Raw genomic sequence first — 19,688 nt, 5'->3', positions numbered from 1 at the left:
GCGTTGCTCCTTCATCTGTCGCGTTTAGGAGCGCAGATGGCTGACATGGACGTCAAATGCATGGTTCCAAACTGTGGCTAAGCGATCCTCAAAAAAAGCTCGTGCGTACCGTCGTGGCATATCCGAGGTGCGGGCCCATCCAAAAAAAGCTCGTAGCCTCTGGATTGCCATCTCGAGGTCGTCGCCATTTTCTACAAATTGATAAAGCCTGACAGTTGCACACGTATGCCTCATATCGTGCGGTGTAATGCGGCCGGCCCCGCGATACTGCTGAAGTGTTTGGCGCGCTTCAGTGGTGAGCTCACCTGTGATGGTGACAAAAATACCATTGACCTGGCGTAATGATAGTGGATTGCCTTCCAGCGAGGAAAATAAGTAGCTGTGTCGGGTCGAGGGTCGGTAGCTCTCGACAAAGGTCCTGATGAGGCTGGCCAACGCTGGCGGCACAGGCAACTGCCGGGCGGCATTGTTGTTTTTTAGGCTGGGCTGTTCTTGGCGCGGATCACGCTGATACGGATTGTCGCCGACGTTCAGCCAGTTAACAGTTTCTGCGGTCGGGGTGAAGCGTTTTTCGCTTTTTAATGCATCCATAGGCAGCACGAGGGTTTCACCGCGGCGTAATCCAAGATGCAACATGAGTAGGCACAATATGTAATTTCTCCAGCGTAACATACTGTTTCTAAAGGGATTACGAACCGAGTACGGATCAATGATCTGGTAAAACTCATCCAGCACTGGGCTTGGCAAAGCTCGGACAATTTCTGCCGGCGGCGCGGGCGCCATACCCAGCGAGTCAAACAGCTTCTCCAGACGCTCCAGACGCATGCTCAGCAGCCAAAGCATGTCAGGATCGGCATGACTTTTGACCAGACGCTGAACACAACTTTTGACGAAAACGTAGGCCACACGCCAGTTGGGATGGTAGTTGGCGGCAGTCTGGGCACCATGATTTCTGGCCGTGATGAAAAACGTCTCAAGGCAGGCTTCAAGCTCATCGAACTTGAGCTCCGCAATCAAGCAATCAAGGCAATCAACTTGGTACAGCCGTCTGGCCGACAGGTACAGCTGTTCGATCACGGACAATTGGATTCGTAGTGTGGACGGCGCCAAGCTCGCACCGTCCAGTGCAGACCAGACTGTCGACCAGTAGCGCGGTCGTCCACGGTCATCGGTCAACAACCAACCAACGAGTCCGGAGGGCACGGAAATGTCTTTCAAATGAACAACAGGCATAAGCGCAACAGCTGAAGCTGCTCCTTATGGTAGGAAGCGTAGTACTCGGAAGTAAACATTAGTAAACGGCCATAAAATATAAAGCACCTAAAAATCAATAATATATCGTAATGACCTACACGCAGATGTAGTTTGTGTCAGCCGTTTACTGCACCTTTTTTTGTCAGTAAAGAGTGGAAATGGAGAATGAATGCAGCAAATAATCGAAATGGAGAAGCTCTGCAATAAAGATTAGAAATGGAGCAGGCATGCAGTAAAGAGTGAAGATGCGTGTGGACTGAGACTGGGCCAAGACCATTAAGCTTGCTGGCGTCGGCCGCCTCAGCCGTGCATGCCGTACGCCTGTCCAAGCGCGAATACGCCGCCTCTGATCTCTAGAAACCTAGTCAATCCCCGCCAAATCGACTGGTCGAGATCAAGGAGTAGCACGTGCGGGCGGCCCCGACCTCGTTCGAAAGGTGAGCGATCAGTCGGTACGTAGGTTCCCAAGCCAGTGAAAAGACCAAAAAACAAAGCGAGCCCGTAGCATCGCGCCCGCTGACAGGTCGTCGATGCAGCCAGAGAAAATCTCAGCGGTAGGGTGGCGGGTGCGGCTAAGCGCGGTATCTCAAAATCGTCAGACCGGCTTGGTGGCTGTGTCCAAAAAAGCGCAGAGAAAAAATCTCAAGCAGATTGGCACATTGAGCGGTGTAAGTTGGATCTCTGATAACGCTCAGAACCGGGTTTCACAGCAAGCCATAATGCAAGCTTGCAATAAGCTTGCCAACTGATAAAGGTGAAAGCACAAGCTACTACTGTGAAAACCATAAGCCGGTGGTGGGGTACTGTGGTTTTGACCTAAATTGGGAAGATTTGAGCGCGTGGTCTAGACGATTCGCCCATATTGTAAGGGGTTTGCCCATAACCCGTTAAGTAGCATCCAGAAATGCTCTGGCTAAACGAATGATTTTATTTAATAACAATACACCGCTAAATAGTTTGAATAATCAGAGAAATTTACGTTTTTCTAAAGAATTGATCTCAATTCTTTTCGGGTTTCAATATGCATGAAAATATATCTAGTTATTCTCTCTTCGCAGATTTTGAATGCGCGTTAGATTAAAAAATTATTTTGCTACTGTTGCGTCTCGATCTATGGTCGCTAGCAACCAAGCAACCAAGCAACCAAGCAACCAAGCAACCAAGCGGGCAGTTCGGCAGAACGGTTATCATTGACAACGTTGTGGGGTGGTAATGGCGTCACTTAAATCCAAGCTGCGCCGTAAACTCATGGAATCGCACGGGGCGAGGAAGAATACACGTAACGCAATTTGGTTGGCGTACAGTCCAAAATCCAAATCAGACGTTGCGTTGGCAAGTAATAATGAATGTGTTTACTGGTTGACTCATTTGGAAACCGATCCAGCTATAAAAAGTTTCCATTTTGGGTATGAAGCACAGCTTAAGTTTGAGAGTGAGGATGGATTCCGAAAGCGTGAGATCATCCGTGTGGAACTCCAAAACGGCGAGACACAGGCACATGTGTTGTCTGCGGGTGATGGTGGAGTCGTACGTAACACTGTCGCTATCTTCGCACTATTTCCAGGAAAAGCGGTCAAGGAGGAACGTCAGATATCTCATATTAGAGTCCACAGTGATCACCTAAGGCAGCAAGCACAAAAAGCTACTAGGGTTTTGAAAATGATCGGATTCGCTTCTCAAATTCGGGAGCACCGGCATGATGTCGTAACTGCTGCTGTCGAATTGACCCTCTTAGCACTAAAGGCAGGCCGCGTGGAGCAACTACTGTTGGCGACGTCCAGGCATGATCCTATGGTTGTTCTAGGAGTATTGGCGGAAAAAATATTGGCAGGAGGGGTGGAGATCGATTTGGAGACGCGCGCTTTAGGCAATCATAGCTATTGGAAACTCAAATGACAGCCAAGAGAAGCCGTCATGAGATTGAACAGGCAATAAAATCGACTCAACCCTGGGCGCAGGTGTCAACAGCTTTTATGGATACTGATACCGAATATCTCTTTCGGAATAGAGTCAGGGCCGTCGATCTTTATGCTGACGGAGAACCCCTTTTAGGTATCAAAGAAACTACAAGTATTAACGGCGCCGAACTGCATAGGCTGATTAAAAGATGCCTCTCTGCATCTAGCGACGGCCTTGTTAGGGGGTATGGTGGGCTTATACCAAATGCGCGATTGGTAAGTTATGCACGTATCAGCCCGCTTAAAGCAAAGCTTCCAGAAAGTAAGGGAGGGTATGCTGGGGCGTTTTCTAATCTTCTGGTAAGGTATCCAGAGCTAGAGCAGCTGTTGGTTAGAAAGATTCTCAAGTTGAAATATGAAAAAGCCGTTTACGAATTTCGCATTAAGCCGAAGCATGTACACAAATTGATGATTAATTATCTTAAGCGCAAGGATCATCCAAAGGATGAATGGCCTTATGGCACTAAGCTATTAGGATATAGAAGCGTTAATCAGTTTGTACACAAGGTTCTCGATCATAATTTTGACCGCGGGGTGTTGGTGAATGGCGAAGCAGCGGCCCAAGCACATCTTGCAGTAGGTAGTGGTAAAGACGCACTGCTTACCTATGAATACATGATGGAAGCGGCAGAGATCGATAGCTATCATATTGATGCGCACTTCTCAATAGGTTTTGAAAACCAAGATGGCTTGATAAGCTATGTTTCGATGGAGCGTATAAATATCATTGCTCTTGTAGATCGGGTTTCGACAGCAGTGTGGTGGTTCTCAGTTGTGTTCAGTAGCGAGGTTAGTGCTTCCGATGTGGTAAGACTGATGACCGAAAGTTTGAGGTCAAATCTTCCTCGGCCGGAGAGAGCATCCCTTCCTATAAAATTGACTGAAGACATGGGCTTCCCAACAGAGATCTTTCCCGAACTGGCTCACACAGTACCAACAGTGCTGATGCCTGATAATGCGTTAGCCAACTTGGCCGGTGCAGTATCGGAGACACTTCGTAAGAATACTGGGTATACACTTTGCTATGGCCCACCCGGCCATTTCGAGGCCAGGCCGAATGTGGAGAGGACATTCGGGACATTGGCTGCTGAGATATTCCAGCGGTTACCAAGTACTACGGGAGCTGGGCCCGGACTCGGTAGAGTCAAAGGCGGCGCCAAAATTTCAGCTGACCTTAAGATGGATGCTAGCCATATAGAAGAATTGGCTTTTAATCATTTCGCCATCAGTAATGCTACTCCTTCCGAGGGGATCGGATTCCTGTCACCAATCGAATACATTCGCCAAAAAATGCAACAGAATAACGGACATTACCTTCCTCGAACTGTCCTCCAGGAGCGTATTGCTAAAATGGCTCACTACCATATCACTGAGTCGGTGGTTGTCAGATGCTACCCTAAACGTGGAATAAGGCCATATGTTCAGATTGACCGCGTTCACTACTCTTCTGACGTCATGAGAGAGTCTGCCTGGCTCTCAGGGAAAGAAATCATCATAGAGATAGATGAACACGATATGAGAACGGTGAAGGCCTACTGGCCCGATGGCACATTTATGGAGGTTCTAACAGCGGCTGCAAAATGGTCTCGTACAAAGCATAGCCGAAAAACCCGAAAAGCCATAAATAGCTTGATTGCTCAAAAGCTATTGATTGTTTCTGAGTTTGACGATCCAGTCATTCTATACATGGAGCTTCTTTCAGACATTGCCCAAAGCAAGGTTGTTGGTGTGCCAGGCGTTGCCTCTAGTCCCACCAAAGCAGCCACTGAGCGCCACCGGGTCGAGAAGGAAGTCACTGAAGGGTTGGGACTAGAGGACGACGTGTTCGAGGCCGGCGAGGAAGCCGAAGACACTGCTGATCATCACGTGCCCACTTCAAAAGTAGAAAAAACGGCAAAAAAAGAGTCAGTAGCAACCAAAGTGTCAAAGAAAGAGGCAGACCACGACTCAGATGATCTCGAAGCTGAATCATCACCTACCAAAACAGCCACAATCATCCCATATCCCATGCCCGACTTAAAAAAGATTATCAAAGGGTTTTGATAGCAGGAGCTCTGCATGCGCATATTTGACCCGCTGGATACAGCTGCGAGGGACGAGCTGATGTCTCAGCATCCCATTATGCTAAAAACGTATTTCACATTGACGCCCACCATCGTAGATGTGTATGAGAGAGTGAGGGATTTAATTTATCTGAGTGAACCAAGTATGTATTTTTGGTCTACGCCCAGAATGGGCAAAACTGAATGCGCTAAAGCCATTCGCTACCTGATCTCGCAAGAATTTCCGGATAAAATGATTATCCTCGCATCTTGTGATCCAGAAAAAGAAAAAGGCATTGTTCCAACCATATTTAAAAGCCTTGGGCTTGAAAAGGATAAATATCGAATTTCACTAGCGGAAATTCGAGATCGTGTGATTGATCATATTGTGTGCGAGCTATCTGGCAAACATGGGAAGCATTGCTTGCTGATGATTGACGAAATGCAAGCAATGGTAGACAAGGACTATCAGGGGTTGCAAGCCATACAAAATGAGTTGAAATTAAATAATATTTCTCTCACTACTGTTGGGTTTGCGCAGCACCAGATTAACAGTATGCGTACATCGCTGGTCAGCGCAGGAAAGATAGCGCTCGTCGCAAGGTTTTTGAGTCGGCGGGGTAGATTTCATGGCTGCAAAAAAATTGATTGGCTGGCGTCTACTCTTCAACAGTTTGATGATGGGTTACAATTTCCAGAGATGAGTACGTGTACTTACACGCAGTTTTTTCTTCCCACTGCTTATGCTGCAGGGTTTAGGCTTCAAAGCTTTTCAGAATTGATTTATAAGGAAGCCAAGAAGGCGGTTTCTAATTCGAAAGCCAAAATTATTCCTACGGCGCATCTCTTCACGGCTATCGGATACATGCTCGCGACTGGTAGGTCAGAGGATAAGCCAGAATTTGTCTTAACACCTACCATGGTGAGCCGCGCGATCAAAATTTCCGGGATGGCTGAATTCGCCGGACTTGTCGACGTTACGGGGGATGATCAAGTTGACTCTTAAAACTTTATCGTATCCCAAGGTTGAAACGGCTTATCAATCTTGTTGGTTGATTGTAACCAAAGCGCTTGTCATCAACCGCCTTAGCTTGAAAACGTTGCTCACAAATCTTGATGTAACTCACCACGGCGTATCAATTTTAGGCAGCGGAGGAGTGGTACCTGAGCTCCTGTTGCCTTGCTTAAATACGCGTCTGCGCTTGTCGAAATTAACCCTAGCTCAGGCATCTCTAGGTTTAAATTTCCAACCGTTACACCATGGGCGTCGTCAGAGCATCCGCCACTGCCAAGAGTGCATTGATGCTAATTATCATTCGGCGATTTTTTTGAACCCTTTAATACATAGTTGTCCTGTGCATAACAAGGTCTTGGTTCACTGCAGTCGCTGCTCAAATGCGTTATACAAGGGTGGAAGTCTTTTTACACAACCTCTAATGAAATATGGTACCTGCGAGCATCTGAGGGCCTTTGTCGAGGCGCGTGTACCTATGGTGACCCTGTCTGATCAGGACGTCCAGGAATTTGAGAGAGTGGGGGATGAATATCAGCGCTGGCTGGACTCAATTGAACGACTTGAGTTGGGGGCAGTTTCTGACGTTATCCCAAAGATCTCTGGCCCAAAAGATTTTGAGCTCAGCCAGTTTTATTTTGAGTACGTTCGTCGCTACGCCGGCCTTCCATTTGATCTCCCCTGGCAAAGCGCCCCATTCCCCTATGAAATTTGTAGTGTAAATTACATTTCGCGATCAAATGAACTAGACCATCCCCCGACACCTCTTGTGACGACCGATTCGGCCGAACATACCAGCAGCCTGGCTAGACACATTGAGCTCAACGTCGATCCAGTTGACGTCGTAAAGTGCGTAAAATCCATTCGCCGCTATTTACACAAAGCTTATATTACCCCGCACCGTAAGTGTTTCAATGCTATTAGAGGTCTTAGCCACGGTCAATTGAACATCCTGAACTTTACAGAAAGATGCAGTTGCGTGTCTGCTTACTGTGCTTGGCTGGTTTCATCAGGGGGGGTTTCGACGTTACCTGAACACCAAAGCATGAGGTCGAACGCTCCTATGTTGGAGGTTTATAGTGATCTACTCGCTAAAAGTGCCGTAAGCCTCAGAGAAATTCTCCTGACCCAGTTAGTGTCTTTTTTTGACGTATGGGGAGCACTAGAAGCTGAAAGTGCCCACGAGCGGACGTATTCTGACACCGTCATTTCTAGAGCCTTGATCGCTAATGAATCTTTTAGCTGCATGAATGCCTCATACACGTTGACACGTCGAGATAAAATTGGAGGGAAGAATCACAAGCAGAAAAGTTACTTTATCTCCCCACGCCTGTTGGCTGCTCGGTCACGGGAAAGATGTTCCTGCAACCAGCGGACATCATTTTCAAAGCTTGTTGAAACCGGCAGACGTAACGTCTACGTTCCCAGCTCACACGGTATAATGAGATTCGTTGACGGCCGATCTGACATTATGGACACGCTTGTGATTAGCATCTGGTGATAGCCCTCCAAGGGGTGCCTAAGCGATGCCACTCTTGTACCTAACTGGCTTGAGTCAGCGAGATCCCGGGTCAAACGTCTTCCACGGCACAGCCGACTACGTCGCTGCTCCTGGGCTTCATCGATGCCTTTATGCGATGATGTCGAAGAATTGTCCGTATTCTAGACCTAGATCCATGCCTGCAGGTTGAGTTCCACTCTGCGTTACAGGATGACTTAGGCGAAGTACACCTTGGTTATACATAACGTCAAGTGTTGTTTTCGACGCTCTTCTGAATACGAGCCTCTATACCGAACAAGGCCACTCGGCTTTATAAGATCACCTGTGGTTAAGCCAGGCTTATGCGCAACGCCTCGTGACAAAAGCCGAGGGAGGGCCAGCGGGAGGATCATTCAGACTCGCGCCAATACCTGCTGACCGTCATCTTGTTCACACCCAGATTCTGAGACGTCTGCGACTGACTCAAGCCCTGAGCTTTGCACTCCTGAATCGAGACCTTCAGATCGCGATCAATCACCCGGCCGGCTGGCCTGCTACGTAGCCCACCGTCATCCAATTCTGCCCGCGCTGCCGCGAGTGTACCGGTGGCATCCAATTCGCGCATCTGTTCTGCGAATCTCTCCACGATCGCATCAACAGTTATGCCTTCCTGGATCAGGGTGGCTGCGCCAACTAGCAACAGGGGAGACGCCCCATAGGCTTTCGACAGATCCTGCAGCTTGTCCAAGGTGGGGCTCGACTTGCCGTGCTCAAGCTGACTCAGGTACTGACGATTGCTCCCCTCGGGGATTGACTCCTGGGTCAACCCTTTGTGAGCTCGCAGCGCGCGAAGGATCGCGGCTAAAGGTACCTTCATCGACACAGGCATTCCTCAAAACCGAGGATGTAGCCATGTTGTGCCGTAACACTCTACCGTATATAGTAGTCGTACAGTTACGGCGCAAGCGCGTGGTTCGACCTACCGCCGCGTGGGTTCAGGCAGGCGGGCGAGGGCAGCGGCTCAGGGCGACATCTCTCTACCAAATATCAATTTAGCCCTAAACCGTCGATTGTGATTTTTATCCTCTACCCCTAGGCGAGCTGCAGGGCCTAGGTCAGCAGAGGTTACGTCCCGGTGTTGGCAATCAGCTGCAGTGGCGGCCTCGGAACTGGATGAAGAGCTCAAAGCGTGAAGTAGATAGCGGTGGTCTCCGGAATCGGTGAGCATCGAACAGAGCAGCGTGGTGGGCCGAGAGACCTGGACTTATGCGAGGAACCACCAGTGAGCAACACAGCATCGCCAGACCCTTTGGCATTCATGATCAAAACCTTCGGGTCGACGATAAGAGACCTCAGCTTCAACAGGCTACCAACGGTGATTCAAAAGGCGAAAGCGGCGATACCAGATGACGACGTGGTGGGTTTTTTTTATGCGCGCTGTATCGACCTTCGCGGATGACCGGGTTGATCTTCTGTAACCGCATAAGCCTCCTGCCTCCGGGTCTGCCAGCTCATACGCCGCCAGTTTTAAGGCGGTTTCACCGCAACGGTTACCTGGTGGTGGAGGCGGACACGGGCGGATTGTTTGTGGTGGCCCACCATTACTTCGAAAACGGTGCTATCAGGCCTTTTTTCGAAGTGCATTGAACACAGGACATCAACACAGGACATCACGCCTGGACAGATCGAGTGAATTACCATGCCTACAGACTATAAATCCTTGAACAGCTTGCAGACCGCCGCGGAGGTCAAGCCGGCCTCAATCCCCGCAAGCGTCGAGCGTGCTATAGCCGTGCAGTTTGAATTTCCGGCCACCGCTTACATGTGTTGCGCGAGTGTAGATCACGAAATCAACTGCCTGGTAGGTGTGGTTTACCAAGAACAACGCGGGCGTTTTCGAGATGGAGCGACCGTTCGAACGTCCTCGCTACGTCGAAGGTTCGAGAGCCACGGATACCACGTCTTCGAAACAAGTAATGGCAGCTCATACGTTGTTTGCGAGTGGGCACCTGAAGGAATGAGCCCACGATTTTCTGGCGTACGCCACTAGGCATTTGGAACACGAATCCCGCAAGCCAAGCCGTTAAAGGTCACATGAACTATCAAACGTATTCGGAACCAGCAAAGCTCATAACGGTGCCGGCGAGGTGGTCAAACAGGTGAGCAAATACTCACACCGTGCAACCTCTAAACCACCTTGAAACACAGCAAATTCATAAGTGACCGAGCGATGAAGCTACGAATCTACTCAGACCTGCATAACGAATTTCACCGCTTCGATCCGCCGGCGCTCGACCCCGACGTCGACCTGGTCATTCTCGCGGGAGATATCGACAAGAAGGCCCGTGGCGTGAAGTGGGCAAATGACACATTCCAGTGCAAGGTCGCTTACATCTGCGGCAACCACGAATTTTATGACGGCCACATCGATCGAACTCTTCAAAAAATGCGAGACGCCGCTGAGCCCCATGTCCATCTGCTCGAGAACCAAAGCATCATCATCAACGGCACTCGCATCTTGGGCACTGCAGCGTGGACGGACTTTTCCGCGACGGGCGACCAGGTGGCTGCGAGCAGGATGGCTTGGGAGTGGATGAACGACTTCAATTACATCCGGGCTGATGCGGGATACCGACGCCTGAGACCCGATGATCTCGTCACTCGCAATCATGCCGCCAAGTCCTGGCTTGCCCAGCAGCTTGCCCAGCCTTTTGAAGGCAAAACGATCGTCATCACTCACCACGCCCCATCGCCCGTGGTCGTCGGAACGAAGCATGACGGGCATCTGAATGCGGCTTACACCAACGACTGGCCCAGACTTATCGAGAAAGCGGATTTGTGGGTCTTTGGCCACACCCACCAAGCTGTGGACGTCGAGCTTGGCGGCTGCAGAGTGGTCTCCAATCCGAGAGGCTATCCCGGCGAGTCGACAGGTTTTGATCCTTTCTTCGAAATCGAGATCTGAGGGGGCGTGTGCTTTGAAATCAAACGTTATCTCTTTCGCAGGGGGCGCACCTTCTCGGTCTGAAACGATGAAAAAAGAAAGTATGCCTTGCGAGGTTGTCCAGGCAATGAGTCACGACTGGGGTGTCGTTGTGGATGCTTATCTGTTCAACGCAGCTCGTGTCGGGGATCGCTTTGCAGCAACGGTGTTCTGTGATCGGTCTTGCAGGGTTCCAGACGGTGTGACCGTTGCTACTAACCCAGTACGCCAGATCTCTGCCCGGAGCGCCTTCAAGCTCCTCCAAACCCTGGATGGTGCTGATCATTACGTGCTAGTGACGGAGCATGACGGAGGAGGGGAACTCGATGGTCGATCAACAGATTCCGCCGGGCGGGATCGCGGCGTTGAATAATGCCTCAAGCACTATTTACTGTGACTTACAAATGTCTATTGCCCAAGCGCGCGAACTCTTGGCCCTTGTTCGAGGGCTAAGTGCTTCAGCGCAACATCCCGGTCTCGAAAGCGTCTTCCGTGATATTGAGGAAGAGCTTTGTCGCTCGATGAGTAACTTGCCTGAAAACCGTCTTTAACCAACTCGCGCCGAGCGTGCGCAGTACCAGTCCTTTGGCTATCGCGATATTTGGGGTAGGGCGGGTGACAACGGGGCTTACGTTCCGATGTGCGTGGGCCGAAATTGCCCCTGGTTCACTTAAGGATTATTCATGAATGACTTTAATGTACGGCAAATGATCGGCCCGAGCGTTGTGATGCCGGGATGTGAAATGGAGCTTGAGGATGCGATTCAAGTCACGCGGGAGCAGTTTCCAGACAGCAGTTTTTGCATCGTCGGCGAGTGGGTATGGCTCGACCTGGAAGCGCCTGACCTCGTCCTCGAAGAGCTGGCCGCCGAGGGGAAAAAGCCGACGATGTTGCTAGTTTTCAACGTGCTGTTCGACAGCTCATCTACTTCTAGATCGCACTGGTTTCGGTCGACACCGTTGATGGATTTTACGGACGACATGTTTTTTCAAACTGAGTCCAAGCTGTACGTTTTGCTCGGGCATGGGCGCCGGAAGTCCATGTCTCTTTCAGCCGTAGTGCGGTTATTTTGAGAGAGAAAGGGAGTAGGAATGGAAGCGACCTCACCAAGTGCAACAGGCACAATGGTCGGCGGGGTGGTGCTGGACGCATTCGGAACCGTTGTGCGGATCAACCGCCGGTTGAACCCGTATCGCGAGTTGATACGAGAGGGGCCCCGGCAAGGCTGTGATCTCACGTCGGACGGCACTCATTTCATCATGACCACGAACCTTTCGTTGGTCGAGATGGCCTCTCAGCTGGGCATCTATCTCTCGCCCGCGAAGCGTCAAGAACTAACCCGAGCACTGGAACTGGAACTCGCGTCTATTGAGCCATTTCCCGATGCGTTAGAGGCCATGGCGTGGTTACAAGGCGCAGGCGTGAAATTGGGTATTTGTTCGAATCTGGCCAGCCCATACGGCCCAGTCATCAAAGAGCTCTTCCCAAATTTGGATGGGTACGCATTCAGTTATGAGGTCGGAGCCATCAAGCCAGATCCAGTCATTTATCAATCAATTTGTAGCCAAATGGACGTGGAGCCGGGACACCTCTTCGACGACGGGCGGGGGCGCGTTTTGATGATTGGTGATTCTAAAAAGTGCGATCAGGATGGCCCGAGGCTGGTTGGAATGATGGGGCTTCACTTAGATCGTAACGGTCAGGGCGCAATCAATGACCTCACACGATTCGCCGAACTGGTGGTAGGCCATAACCGCAAATTGGGGTCGGGACGTTGATGGGGCATCAATGAAGGATGTCGGGCAAGTCGAGATCGAAGCTGTTACCCACGCCGTGTGTGACGTATGCCAGGGTTCGACTCGGATTGAGAGCGTCAAGCTTCAATATGCTGAGGGCTCGACGCGAGGTGCGCTTACTGCCGATGAATTTGACGAAATGATGCGCAAATACGACGACGCAGGCGACTGGATGAGAGATCAGCTCAAGGTTAGGAAATGAGCGATCGCCGAGCGATCCCTGCTCCAAGGTACCTCGGCGATGCATTTACAAAGATTGCATCAGCGTTCATCCACCTAACGATTTGGCCGGGTCAGATGTTGTCCCATTGATGCCTCGGGATGTAGCACATACCCACTGATGTGAGATGAAATTCTTCTGCGATGGGTTTGCCTGATCTATGCAAGGTGTGTTCCCTGGCCACTTACTGAATTAGCAAAGCGCGCACGATTAATCTCAATATTCATCCTGACTCAGTGTGCTCAAAAAAGGGGCGCGTATGCTTACCCTTAATCCGCAAGAAGGTAAGCAATCGTTCGCCAATCGTAGAAAGACCGTAACCGTCCGGCGAACTCACCTTCCTAGCCTCGACGCCAAAAGCGATGGCATCAGGAAGGCGTGTTTCCCGGACGCTTGTTGTTATTACAGCATAGCTTTCTCAGCCGCCGAGGTGTGACCTGACATTAGCACCGAATCTGAACGGCAGATTGCACGGTAGCACGGCCTGTGAAGGCAGAATAAGCCCTACCACATTGACGTCGAATTCATAGCTTGACGTTTGCATGGCACCAACATACCTTCTGATCTATAAAAGATACCCTATGGTCTTTTTTGGTTTTCCAACACGGTACCGGTCATCAAAACGAGGAGGGCAGTTATGCCTTATGAGAATGCACAGAAGGCTGTGGCTGTGTTCGGTGACGGGATAGAGGCCCTGCTCAATGGCTACTACCTGCAGCGTTTTGGATTCAAAGCTGACATCTACCTTTCTCAGCCGAGTTCCGCTGCGCAAATAGTTCCCGAACTGATATCAAGCTGGCTGTGTCAGTACCGTGACCCTGTCTCAAGACGGCTCGCTCTTCAGGGTATCGCTGAACTCAGGGACATTTCGATTGACCTTGGCGCGCAACTACTCGCATCGACCGAAGGATCAATCGTTTTCGAATGTAGGAAGACGCATGTCTCAAAACTGGAGCAGTTTGCTGAGGGATGCAGTAGAACCGGCATCTTGGTGAAGCGTGCGAGCACATCAGGTTCCGTTAGCCTGCCTATAGGCAGTTTGGCGGCTTTCAGTTTTCCTCAGGATGTATCGCTCTACCCAAGAACATTCTACAAACTGCTCATGGATGCATTAATGCGCCGAGGCGCCTCTATCTATAGCGGGCGAGGGCTTAATCAGCTACAGATGGATGATCATGTGTACCGCATTACTTACGGGGGAAGTACTCGTCGTTATGATTTGGCAGTCCAGGCAAGGGAACCGGCGTCGTGCAATTCCGAGACTGAAGCTTCGGCAGGGGTAGCTGAATTGAAGCCGGCTCTCGTCGGAAGGTATGCTTCATTCGAGCGCCTATGGGATCATATTTCAGACGATTCTTCCTGTACTCCGGCTGAGCCCAAGTCACGCATCTTGTCGACCATAAGGCGGGCCCTTACCGGGACTTCTCAGAACGGTACCTATATGGATGAAGATATTGACCTTACCTATCTAAATTTTCAACGCGTGCCTGGGCACGAAAATGCATATTTTACCTCCCGATCAGATGGCATTGCGCAGTGTGTAGCCAATGCCCGACTCTTGGCTGAATCCTTATACGCGGGGCAGGATGCTATCGCTTCCGAGAGGCAGTCACGTATGGTTGTAACTTGACTACGAGAAACATCCCTCATCCGTCCATGGTGAGGACGAGGGCACTTTGGAGATGCTGCTGTGTCACGGTCACCGGCGCGAAGAGGCGACGCAGATGATGCGTCATTTCCTGTAGAAACTTTGTTGATGCAACAAACGAACGTCGGGAAATCCCAGATCTGCTAACGTAAAGGTTCCCAGTCAAGCCTTACAGGAACCTTTACGACGAGTTCAGACGTTAGTCAGATTATGATAGAAACTGCTCAATAGGCACGAGCACTATCAACCTGTACTGATTCGCGCACATTGGCCGGAAGAGGGTTGCTACTGACTACAGGGAGAACTTGTCTGTACAGGCTGGTAATCGTGTTTTTCAAAGGAAGGCTATCCGAAGATCCACCTACCAAAATTCGATATTGGCCAGCGTCCACAATCCAGTTCCATGTGGTGGTATCAAAATAAGCCAACGATCTTGAGTCTAATGGAATTGAAACTTCTTTAGTCTCACCAGGTTGTAGGAATATTTTTTTGAACCCTTTAAGCTCTTTTATCGGGCGGTCAATTTTAGAGTTAAGCGGACTAACGTAAACTTGAGCGACCTCGTAACCAGCAACTTTTCCAGAGTTGGTGACCGTGAACTTAATATTTATTTTCGTGTCGTAGCAGGCAAACCAAGTTGCGGCACGGCGCGCAAAATGTGCCCTGCATCACTTGTAATGTAAGTTAACTTATCAGAGGTGCTCATCTGCCCGAGCATAGCTTCTACTTTTTTTTCTACTTCCTCTCCCACTAGCGGTGGTGCGGCTAAGCTAGGGAAAGACGCAGCAAGCGGAAATGCTGCCAAAGACGTACACAAAAGAAATTTTCGTGTTGAAAGTTGCATTTTCATGACACTCATAGTGGTTTTTTTGAACTCAAACGCCTTTGTCGGCAATACATATCAGGTATGCGCAAATCAGACCTTATGAGGGGCTCTTAGTTCGAAGCATTATGAGATATAAATTTATTTTAGTTCAGTTAAATCGCTAGTTTTCTGACGCCGGAAAGAAGGCGTATTTTGCCGCGGTGGCAAAGATATTTAACGAGATGGCCAAGGAAAGCTCAACAGATTACTAGTGTATGCTCATCTTGAGGTTTAAAGCTTTAAATCCAGTCGTTACCTATTAGAAGCAATGCCTGAGTGCGAAACTCTTGATCTCGCATATGTGTTAATCATTTGCTCGAAGTGAGGCCAGTCAGAGGCTGAGGGGGGAATTTAGCTCAGGACTTGGATTAAAAGAGCCTTGCTGAGTTATACGATGTTGATCAACTGATGTATATGTTTCTGTTCATATACTTTGAAGAGCAGTTAAAGTTCAGAAATGGCGCACAAATTTCGTCCTTGATCGACCACTGTGCAGATAGGTTTTCTCCGCACCCTAACTGAATTCGGGCTCACTGGACTAGGTTACTGCCTCGGGTTTCGGGTAGCTGAATGCATAAGTTGTAAGAATAGGCCCAAAGTAATCGTAGTGAACTGACAAGAAAGATCACCATCGCCGGGTATGCTAAGCTCAAGGCGTGATGTCCATAAAGCACATTGGCTGCTGTGGACAAGGTACTGCGCTTCATTAAGCCAGGTGCTCCGAGCAGCTTGGAAACTCCGGCTTTGGAATCAGAGGCACGGCTACGTTGGCTGGCGATAACATCAACACCGCTGTCGATAATATTATCTTCTCAATAGCGGTGTTGTAATGCGTTTACGCTACATAACCACCGTCAACTGTTAGGTCATGGCCAGTTATATAACTAGCTTCATCAGATGCGAGAAAAATAATAGCTGCCGCGATTTCGTCAACAGTACCCTTACGTCCGGCGGGAATTACCTTTTTCAGAGCGTCTGGATCCGAGCTGCCCACACCGCGATTCATCAGGTGCGCAGCAGAAGGTATCACCGACGCGGAGTTGCTTCGAATATCTGTAGCGATAGAGCCTGGGCAAACCGTATTGAAGGTAATGCCTGTGTGAGACAGGGATGCTGCCATCTGCCGAGTGAAGCCAATCAAGCCGAACTTTGATGCCGTGTAAGCTGCGCCATCTGCCCGGCCTACGAGGCCGCCAATCGATGAGACGTTGATCACTCGTCCAAATCCTTGTGGGATCATATGCTTGAGGACGGCTTGTGAAGTCAGGAATGCCCCTTTAAGATTGATGGCCATAATCTGATCCCAGAGGTCTTCGGTCGTCTCAGTTACATCAGCGAATCCGTCAAAGACACCTGCGTTATTGATCAGCACATCGATCTTTCCGAAATGATCGATAGCAGTGCGTACCAACGCGTCCACTTCCTCTCGATCACGGACGTCAGTCTTTACAAAAACAACTTCACCGCCCTTGTCAGTCAGCTCTCGGCATGCCTCTTGACCGCGAACTGCTTGAATCCCCCCCATGACTACCTTGGCGCCTACGCCGGAAAGCGATTTACAAACGGCCAAACCGATCCCCGATTCACCGCCAGTGATGACAACAACCTTATCTTTGAGGTTAAACATTGCGACTCCCAGATCGATGGAATTATCGGTAAGACGGGGCATGAATTTCTAGGTCAAGAAACAAGGCGGGCACGCCGAGGTAGGTATTCATACCCATAAAAGACCAATAGGTACTATATTATACCTTTGAGTACGTTTTTTCAACCGAGTAGGTGGCGCGAGCGGATCCAGGGTTGGTTGTCAGCAGTTTGGCCTTCTATCTCCAAGGCAGAAGCTTTCCCTTCTGGTCAGCTTCGACACGTATCGTTGTGGGACTACCGATAGGCATATCGCTGCACTATCGATTGGCTCACACCTAAATGCTTGCTGACGCGCTAAAGCTTAAAGTCCATATGCTGAACCCGAACGAACACTTGGTTTTAGCCCTTTACACTGAGGCTCCATGTTGAAAACCAGATCACTGACCGATGCGAATTTGACTTCTATATCGGCCAGGGCAGGGCGCGAACGTCAATTTCATTAGGCACAAAACGTTTTGGCGATGTGGGTTTGGACACCTTGAGATTCCCTAACCGTGGTCGGAGCCAATAAGTGAACTTTGCCAACCGTCTCAGGGAGCTATTCATACCGTGCGCTCTAGAGTTTGTCGCCAACACAAAGGTGGCGGGGTGGAGAGGTGAGGGGTTTCAAAGATCTTCTTAGTGTGTAACTAGATATGCCTGCTCAAGCGCCTTTCCATCTGCGATACGACGATGGTAGCGGGTATGCACACGGCGGCGTACATCAGCCCTGTGAGCATCAGAACTGACATGTATTGAAATGTGGCCGAACCTATTTCGTTGGCTCGCGAAACAATCTCTGGCAAGGCGATGGTGAAGCACAGTGAGGTCGTCTGCAGCATGACGAGAGCAAATCCTAGCAGAGGAGGTAAGCAAATCCTCATGGCCTGGGGGACTATCACGATCCGCATTGCCGTCGCAGGCGCTAAACCTAATGTAACTGCCGCCTCTCGTTGACCAGGCGGAACAGCTTTGAGTCCACCCCGGATGATCTCGCTTGTGTAGGCTGCGGTACTCCAACCAAGTGCAAGAATCGATGCTGCCGCAGAGCTCAGCGATACATGCACATTGGGAAGGCCGAAATAAAAAAACTGCAGGAGAATTAACACCGGGGCTCCTCGTCCGAGCTCCACTATGCAGATCGAAAATATGCGCAACATTTTGATCTTAGAATCTGTGCCTATCGCCAGAAAAAGGCCAACTGGTACTCCCCAAAGCAGAGCGAGAGCGCAAATCTGGAGGCTAAATTTATAACCTTCTAAAAGTTCGGGGAGCCATACAGACCAGTTACTAAAGAATTCGCTCATCGTTCGATCCTAGCGCGAAGGTTCGCATCAACAGTGCGTGAAAGCCATGCCATCGCGAAGCTAACTAAAAGATAAAGGCATCCGGCCAGAGCGTAAATCTCTAGTCCTTTAAACGTCTGCTGGCTGAGCTGGTAGGCCACTTGGGCCACCTCAGGAACGCCAATTGTAGATGCAATAGCTGTGTCCTTTAGCAAGCCGATCGCGTACGTGCTGCAGGCTGGCAAAGAATAACGAAACACTTGAGGCACCATAACTGACATAGCTCTATCCCGAAAGCCTAGCCCGAGCACGTGCGACGCTTCACGCTGCCCGTGCGGTATAGCCAATAGAGCCCCGCGGTAAATCTCAGCGAGGTTCGCCGCGGTTATTAAACCCAAGCCTAGCATTGCTGCAACGAACGCATTAAGTTGAACTACATATTCGCTGAAAGAAAAGAATATGAAAAATAACCAGACGATTGGAGGAATCGATCTCATGAATACAGTTAGGCTGATAGCAATTGCGCGCAACGTGGCATGCTTTGAGATACGCATCATGCACAAAGGTATAGCCAGAAGAGCGCCCAGCAAAAATGAAGAAAGGGTCAGCGCTAAGCTCCATGGCACTGCTTTCAGCAATGCCACGAGAAAGATCAGGGAGTCCATCAGCGATCCCTCACCGCAGTCAGGAATCTTTGCACACGCTCGTTTTGGGGATTACGCATAACCTCCTTGCTAGGGCCTTGCTCAATGATGCGGCCTTCAGCCATGACGACCACACGATCGGATACTTGCTCTGCGAAACGCATCTCATGGGTCACCACGATCATGGTCATGCCGCTGTCGGCCAACTCACGCATTACTGCCAACACTTCCAAGCCAACCTCAGGATCAAGTGCAGAAGTAGGCTCATCGAATAACATGATTTCTGGATCCAGAGCCAACGCCCTAGAGATAGCAATCCGTTGCTGTTGGCCGCCGGAACAACGGCTAGGGTAAATGCCTGCTTTGGCGGCTAATCCTACTCGAGTCAACAACTGCATGGATCGATCATCGGCCTCCCGCTTGCTGCGGCCGAGCACCTTGCGCTGCGCTAGACTGACGTTTTCAAGCACAGTGAGGTGGGGGAACAGATTAAAAGATTGAAACACCATCCCCAGTTTTTTCTGAAGCCTGGCCAGATCCTGCTTGGAGGGTGTCTTTGTAGCGTCAATGACGACGTCCCCAACCCGAATGATTCCTTCAGTAGGCGGTTCCAGCTGATTGATACAACGCAGTAACGTACTTTTCCCGGAGCCACTAGGCCCGATTATGGCTACAACTTCCCCGCTGCGTAGCGAAAAATCAACGTCCTCAAGTACTCTGATTGTACCGAACTTTTTTCCTACCCCTTCAATACACAAAACAGCGCTGGGGTCGCTTATTTTTTTCGACAGATTTATGGTAGAGGTCGTCATGCTATTCATGGTGGTATTCCGATGGCGAACAAATAGACTGGAACCCGGCTTCTAAAGGGCCG

General features: G+C 49.9%; 17 protein-coding genes. 9 read left to right on the top strand and 8 right to left on the bottom strand.

Features of this window, described 5'->3' with window-relative positions:
* Window positions 1-24: 24 nt before the first annotated feature.
* Window positions 25-1,077, bottom strand: coding sequence for a tyrosine-type recombinase/integrase (locus C8K66_RS02080; RefSeq protein WP_256590899.1), 1,053 nt, complete (start codon window positions 1,075-1,077; stop codon window positions 25-27).
* A gap of 1,389 nt (window positions 1,078-2,466) precedes the next feature.
* Here C8K66_RS02080 and C8K66_RS02075 point away from each other — a divergent pair.
* The 4 genes from C8K66_RS02075 to C8K66_RS30500 are packed head-to-tail and all read left to right on the top strand — an operon-like array spanning window position 2,467 to window position 7,767.
* Window positions 2,467-3,150, top strand: a complete 684-nt coding sequence (locus C8K66_RS02075; RefSeq protein WP_132849931.1) for a hypothetical protein — start codon at window positions 2,467-2,469, stop codon at window positions 3,148-3,150.
* On the top strand, window positions 3,147-5,255 hold the full coding sequence (locus tag C8K66_RS02070; protein WP_108524144.1) for a hypothetical protein: 2,109 nt from the start codon (window positions 3,147-3,149) through the stop codon (window positions 5,253-5,255). The genes C8K66_RS02075 and C8K66_RS02070 overlap by 4 nt, the downstream gene beginning before the upstream one ends.
* Window positions 5,256-5,270: 15 nt before the next feature.
* A complete protein-coding gene (locus C8K66_RS02065; protein WP_108524143.1) occupies window positions 5,271-6,260 on the top strand; it encodes an ATP-binding protein in 990 nt (329 codons plus the stop codon).
* A complete protein-coding gene (locus C8K66_RS30500; protein ID WP_132849930.1) occupies window positions 6,241-7,767 on the top strand; it encodes a hypothetical protein in 1,527 nt (508 codons plus the stop codon). Before C8K66_RS02065 ends, C8K66_RS30500 begins: the two co-directional genes overlap by 20 nt.
* Before the next feature lie 388 nt (window positions 7,768-8,155).
* On the opposite strand, the gene C8K66_RS02060 is transcribed toward C8K66_RS30500, so the two are convergent.
* Window positions 8,156-8,623 (bottom strand): helix-turn-helix domain-containing protein, encoded by a 468-nt coding sequence (locus tag C8K66_RS02060; protein WP_010434560.1) that lies wholly within the window; start codon window positions 8,621-8,623, stop codon window positions 8,156-8,158.
* A gap of 1,353 nt (window positions 8,624-9,976) precedes the next feature.
* Here C8K66_RS02060 and C8K66_RS02045 point away from each other — a divergent pair.
* From C8K66_RS02045 to C8K66_RS02015, 5 genes are all read left to right on the top strand, one after another.
* Entirely contained in the window at window positions 9,977-10,711 is a 735-nt protein-coding gene (locus C8K66_RS02045; RefSeq protein ID WP_108524142.1) for a metallophosphoesterase, read from the top strand.
* A 344-nt stretch (window positions 10,712-11,055) separates the two neighbouring features.
* Window positions 11,056-11,280, top strand: coding sequence for a hypothetical protein (locus C8K66_RS02035; protein WP_108524141.1), 225 nt, complete (start codon window positions 11,056-11,058; stop codon window positions 11,278-11,280).
* Window positions 11,281-11,412: 132 nt separating this feature from the next.
* Complete coding sequence (locus C8K66_RS02030) at window positions 11,413-11,802, top strand: hypothetical protein (RefSeq protein ID WP_108524140.1); 390 nt, start codon at window positions 11,413-11,415, stop codon at window positions 11,800-11,802.
* A 51-nt stretch (window positions 11,803-11,853) separates the two neighbouring features.
* The gene (locus C8K66_RS02025; protein WP_108524139.1) at window positions 11,854-12,507 is read left to right on the top strand and encodes an HAD family hydrolase; all 654 of its coding nucleotides are present in this window, start codon (window positions 11,854-11,856) and stop codon (window positions 12,505-12,507) included.
* A gap of 875 nt (window positions 12,508-13,382) precedes the next feature.
* Window positions 13,383-14,375, top strand: a complete 993-nt coding sequence (locus C8K66_RS02015) for an FAD-dependent oxidoreductase (protein ID WP_108524137.1) — start codon at window positions 13,383-13,385, stop codon at window positions 14,373-14,375.
* A 242-nt stretch (window positions 14,376-14,617) separates the two neighbouring features.
* Here C8K66_RS02015 and C8K66_RS02010 read toward each other — a convergent pair whose 3' ends face one another.
* The 6 genes from C8K66_RS02010 to C8K66_RS01990 form a co-directional block, all read right to left on the bottom strand.
* Window positions 14,618-14,998, bottom strand: coding sequence for a fibronectin type III-like domain-contianing protein (locus C8K66_RS02010; protein WP_256590898.1), 381 nt, complete (start codon window positions 14,996-14,998; stop codon window positions 14,618-14,620).
* A 2-nt stretch (window positions 14,999-15,000) separates the two neighbouring features.
* Window positions 15,001-15,243, bottom strand: a complete 243-nt coding sequence (locus C8K66_RS30495) for a hypothetical protein (RefSeq protein ID WP_132849929.1) — start codon at window positions 15,241-15,243, stop codon at window positions 15,001-15,003.
* Between the two features lie 850 nt (window positions 15,244-16,093).
* A complete protein-coding gene (locus C8K66_RS02005; RefSeq protein ID WP_025991028.1) occupies window positions 16,094-16,885 on the bottom strand; it encodes an SDR family NAD(P)-dependent oxidoreductase in 792 nt (263 codons plus the stop codon).
* Between the two features lie 649 nt (window positions 16,886-17,534).
* Window positions 17,535-18,191, bottom strand: a complete 657-nt coding sequence (locus tag C8K66_RS02000; protein ID WP_010434586.1) for an amino acid ABC transporter permease — start codon at window positions 18,189-18,191, stop codon at window positions 17,535-17,537.
* Window positions 18,188-18,835, bottom strand: a complete 648-nt coding sequence (locus tag C8K66_RS01995; RefSeq protein ID WP_108524136.1) for an amino acid ABC transporter permease — start codon at window positions 18,833-18,835, stop codon at window positions 18,188-18,190. The genes C8K66_RS02000 and C8K66_RS01995 overlap by 4 nt, the downstream gene beginning before the upstream one ends.
* Window positions 18,835-19,635: an amino acid ABC transporter ATP-binding protein gene (locus tag C8K66_RS01990; protein WP_108524135.1), complete on the bottom strand. Its 801-nt coding sequence runs from the start codon at window positions 19,633-19,635 to the stop codon at window positions 18,835-18,837. The genes C8K66_RS01995 and C8K66_RS01990 overlap by 1 nt, the downstream gene beginning before the upstream one ends.
* Window positions 19,636-19,688 lie beyond the last annotated feature (53 nt).

The organism is Pseudomonas sp. GV105, assembly GCF_003058185.1.
Lineage (GTDB): Bacteria > Pseudomonadota > Gammaproteobacteria > Pseudomonadales > Pseudomonadaceae > Aquipseudomonas > Aquipseudomonas veronii.
The sequence above is the reverse complement of the archived record's forward strand: the minus strand, read 5'-3'. Positions and strand labels throughout refer to the sequence as shown.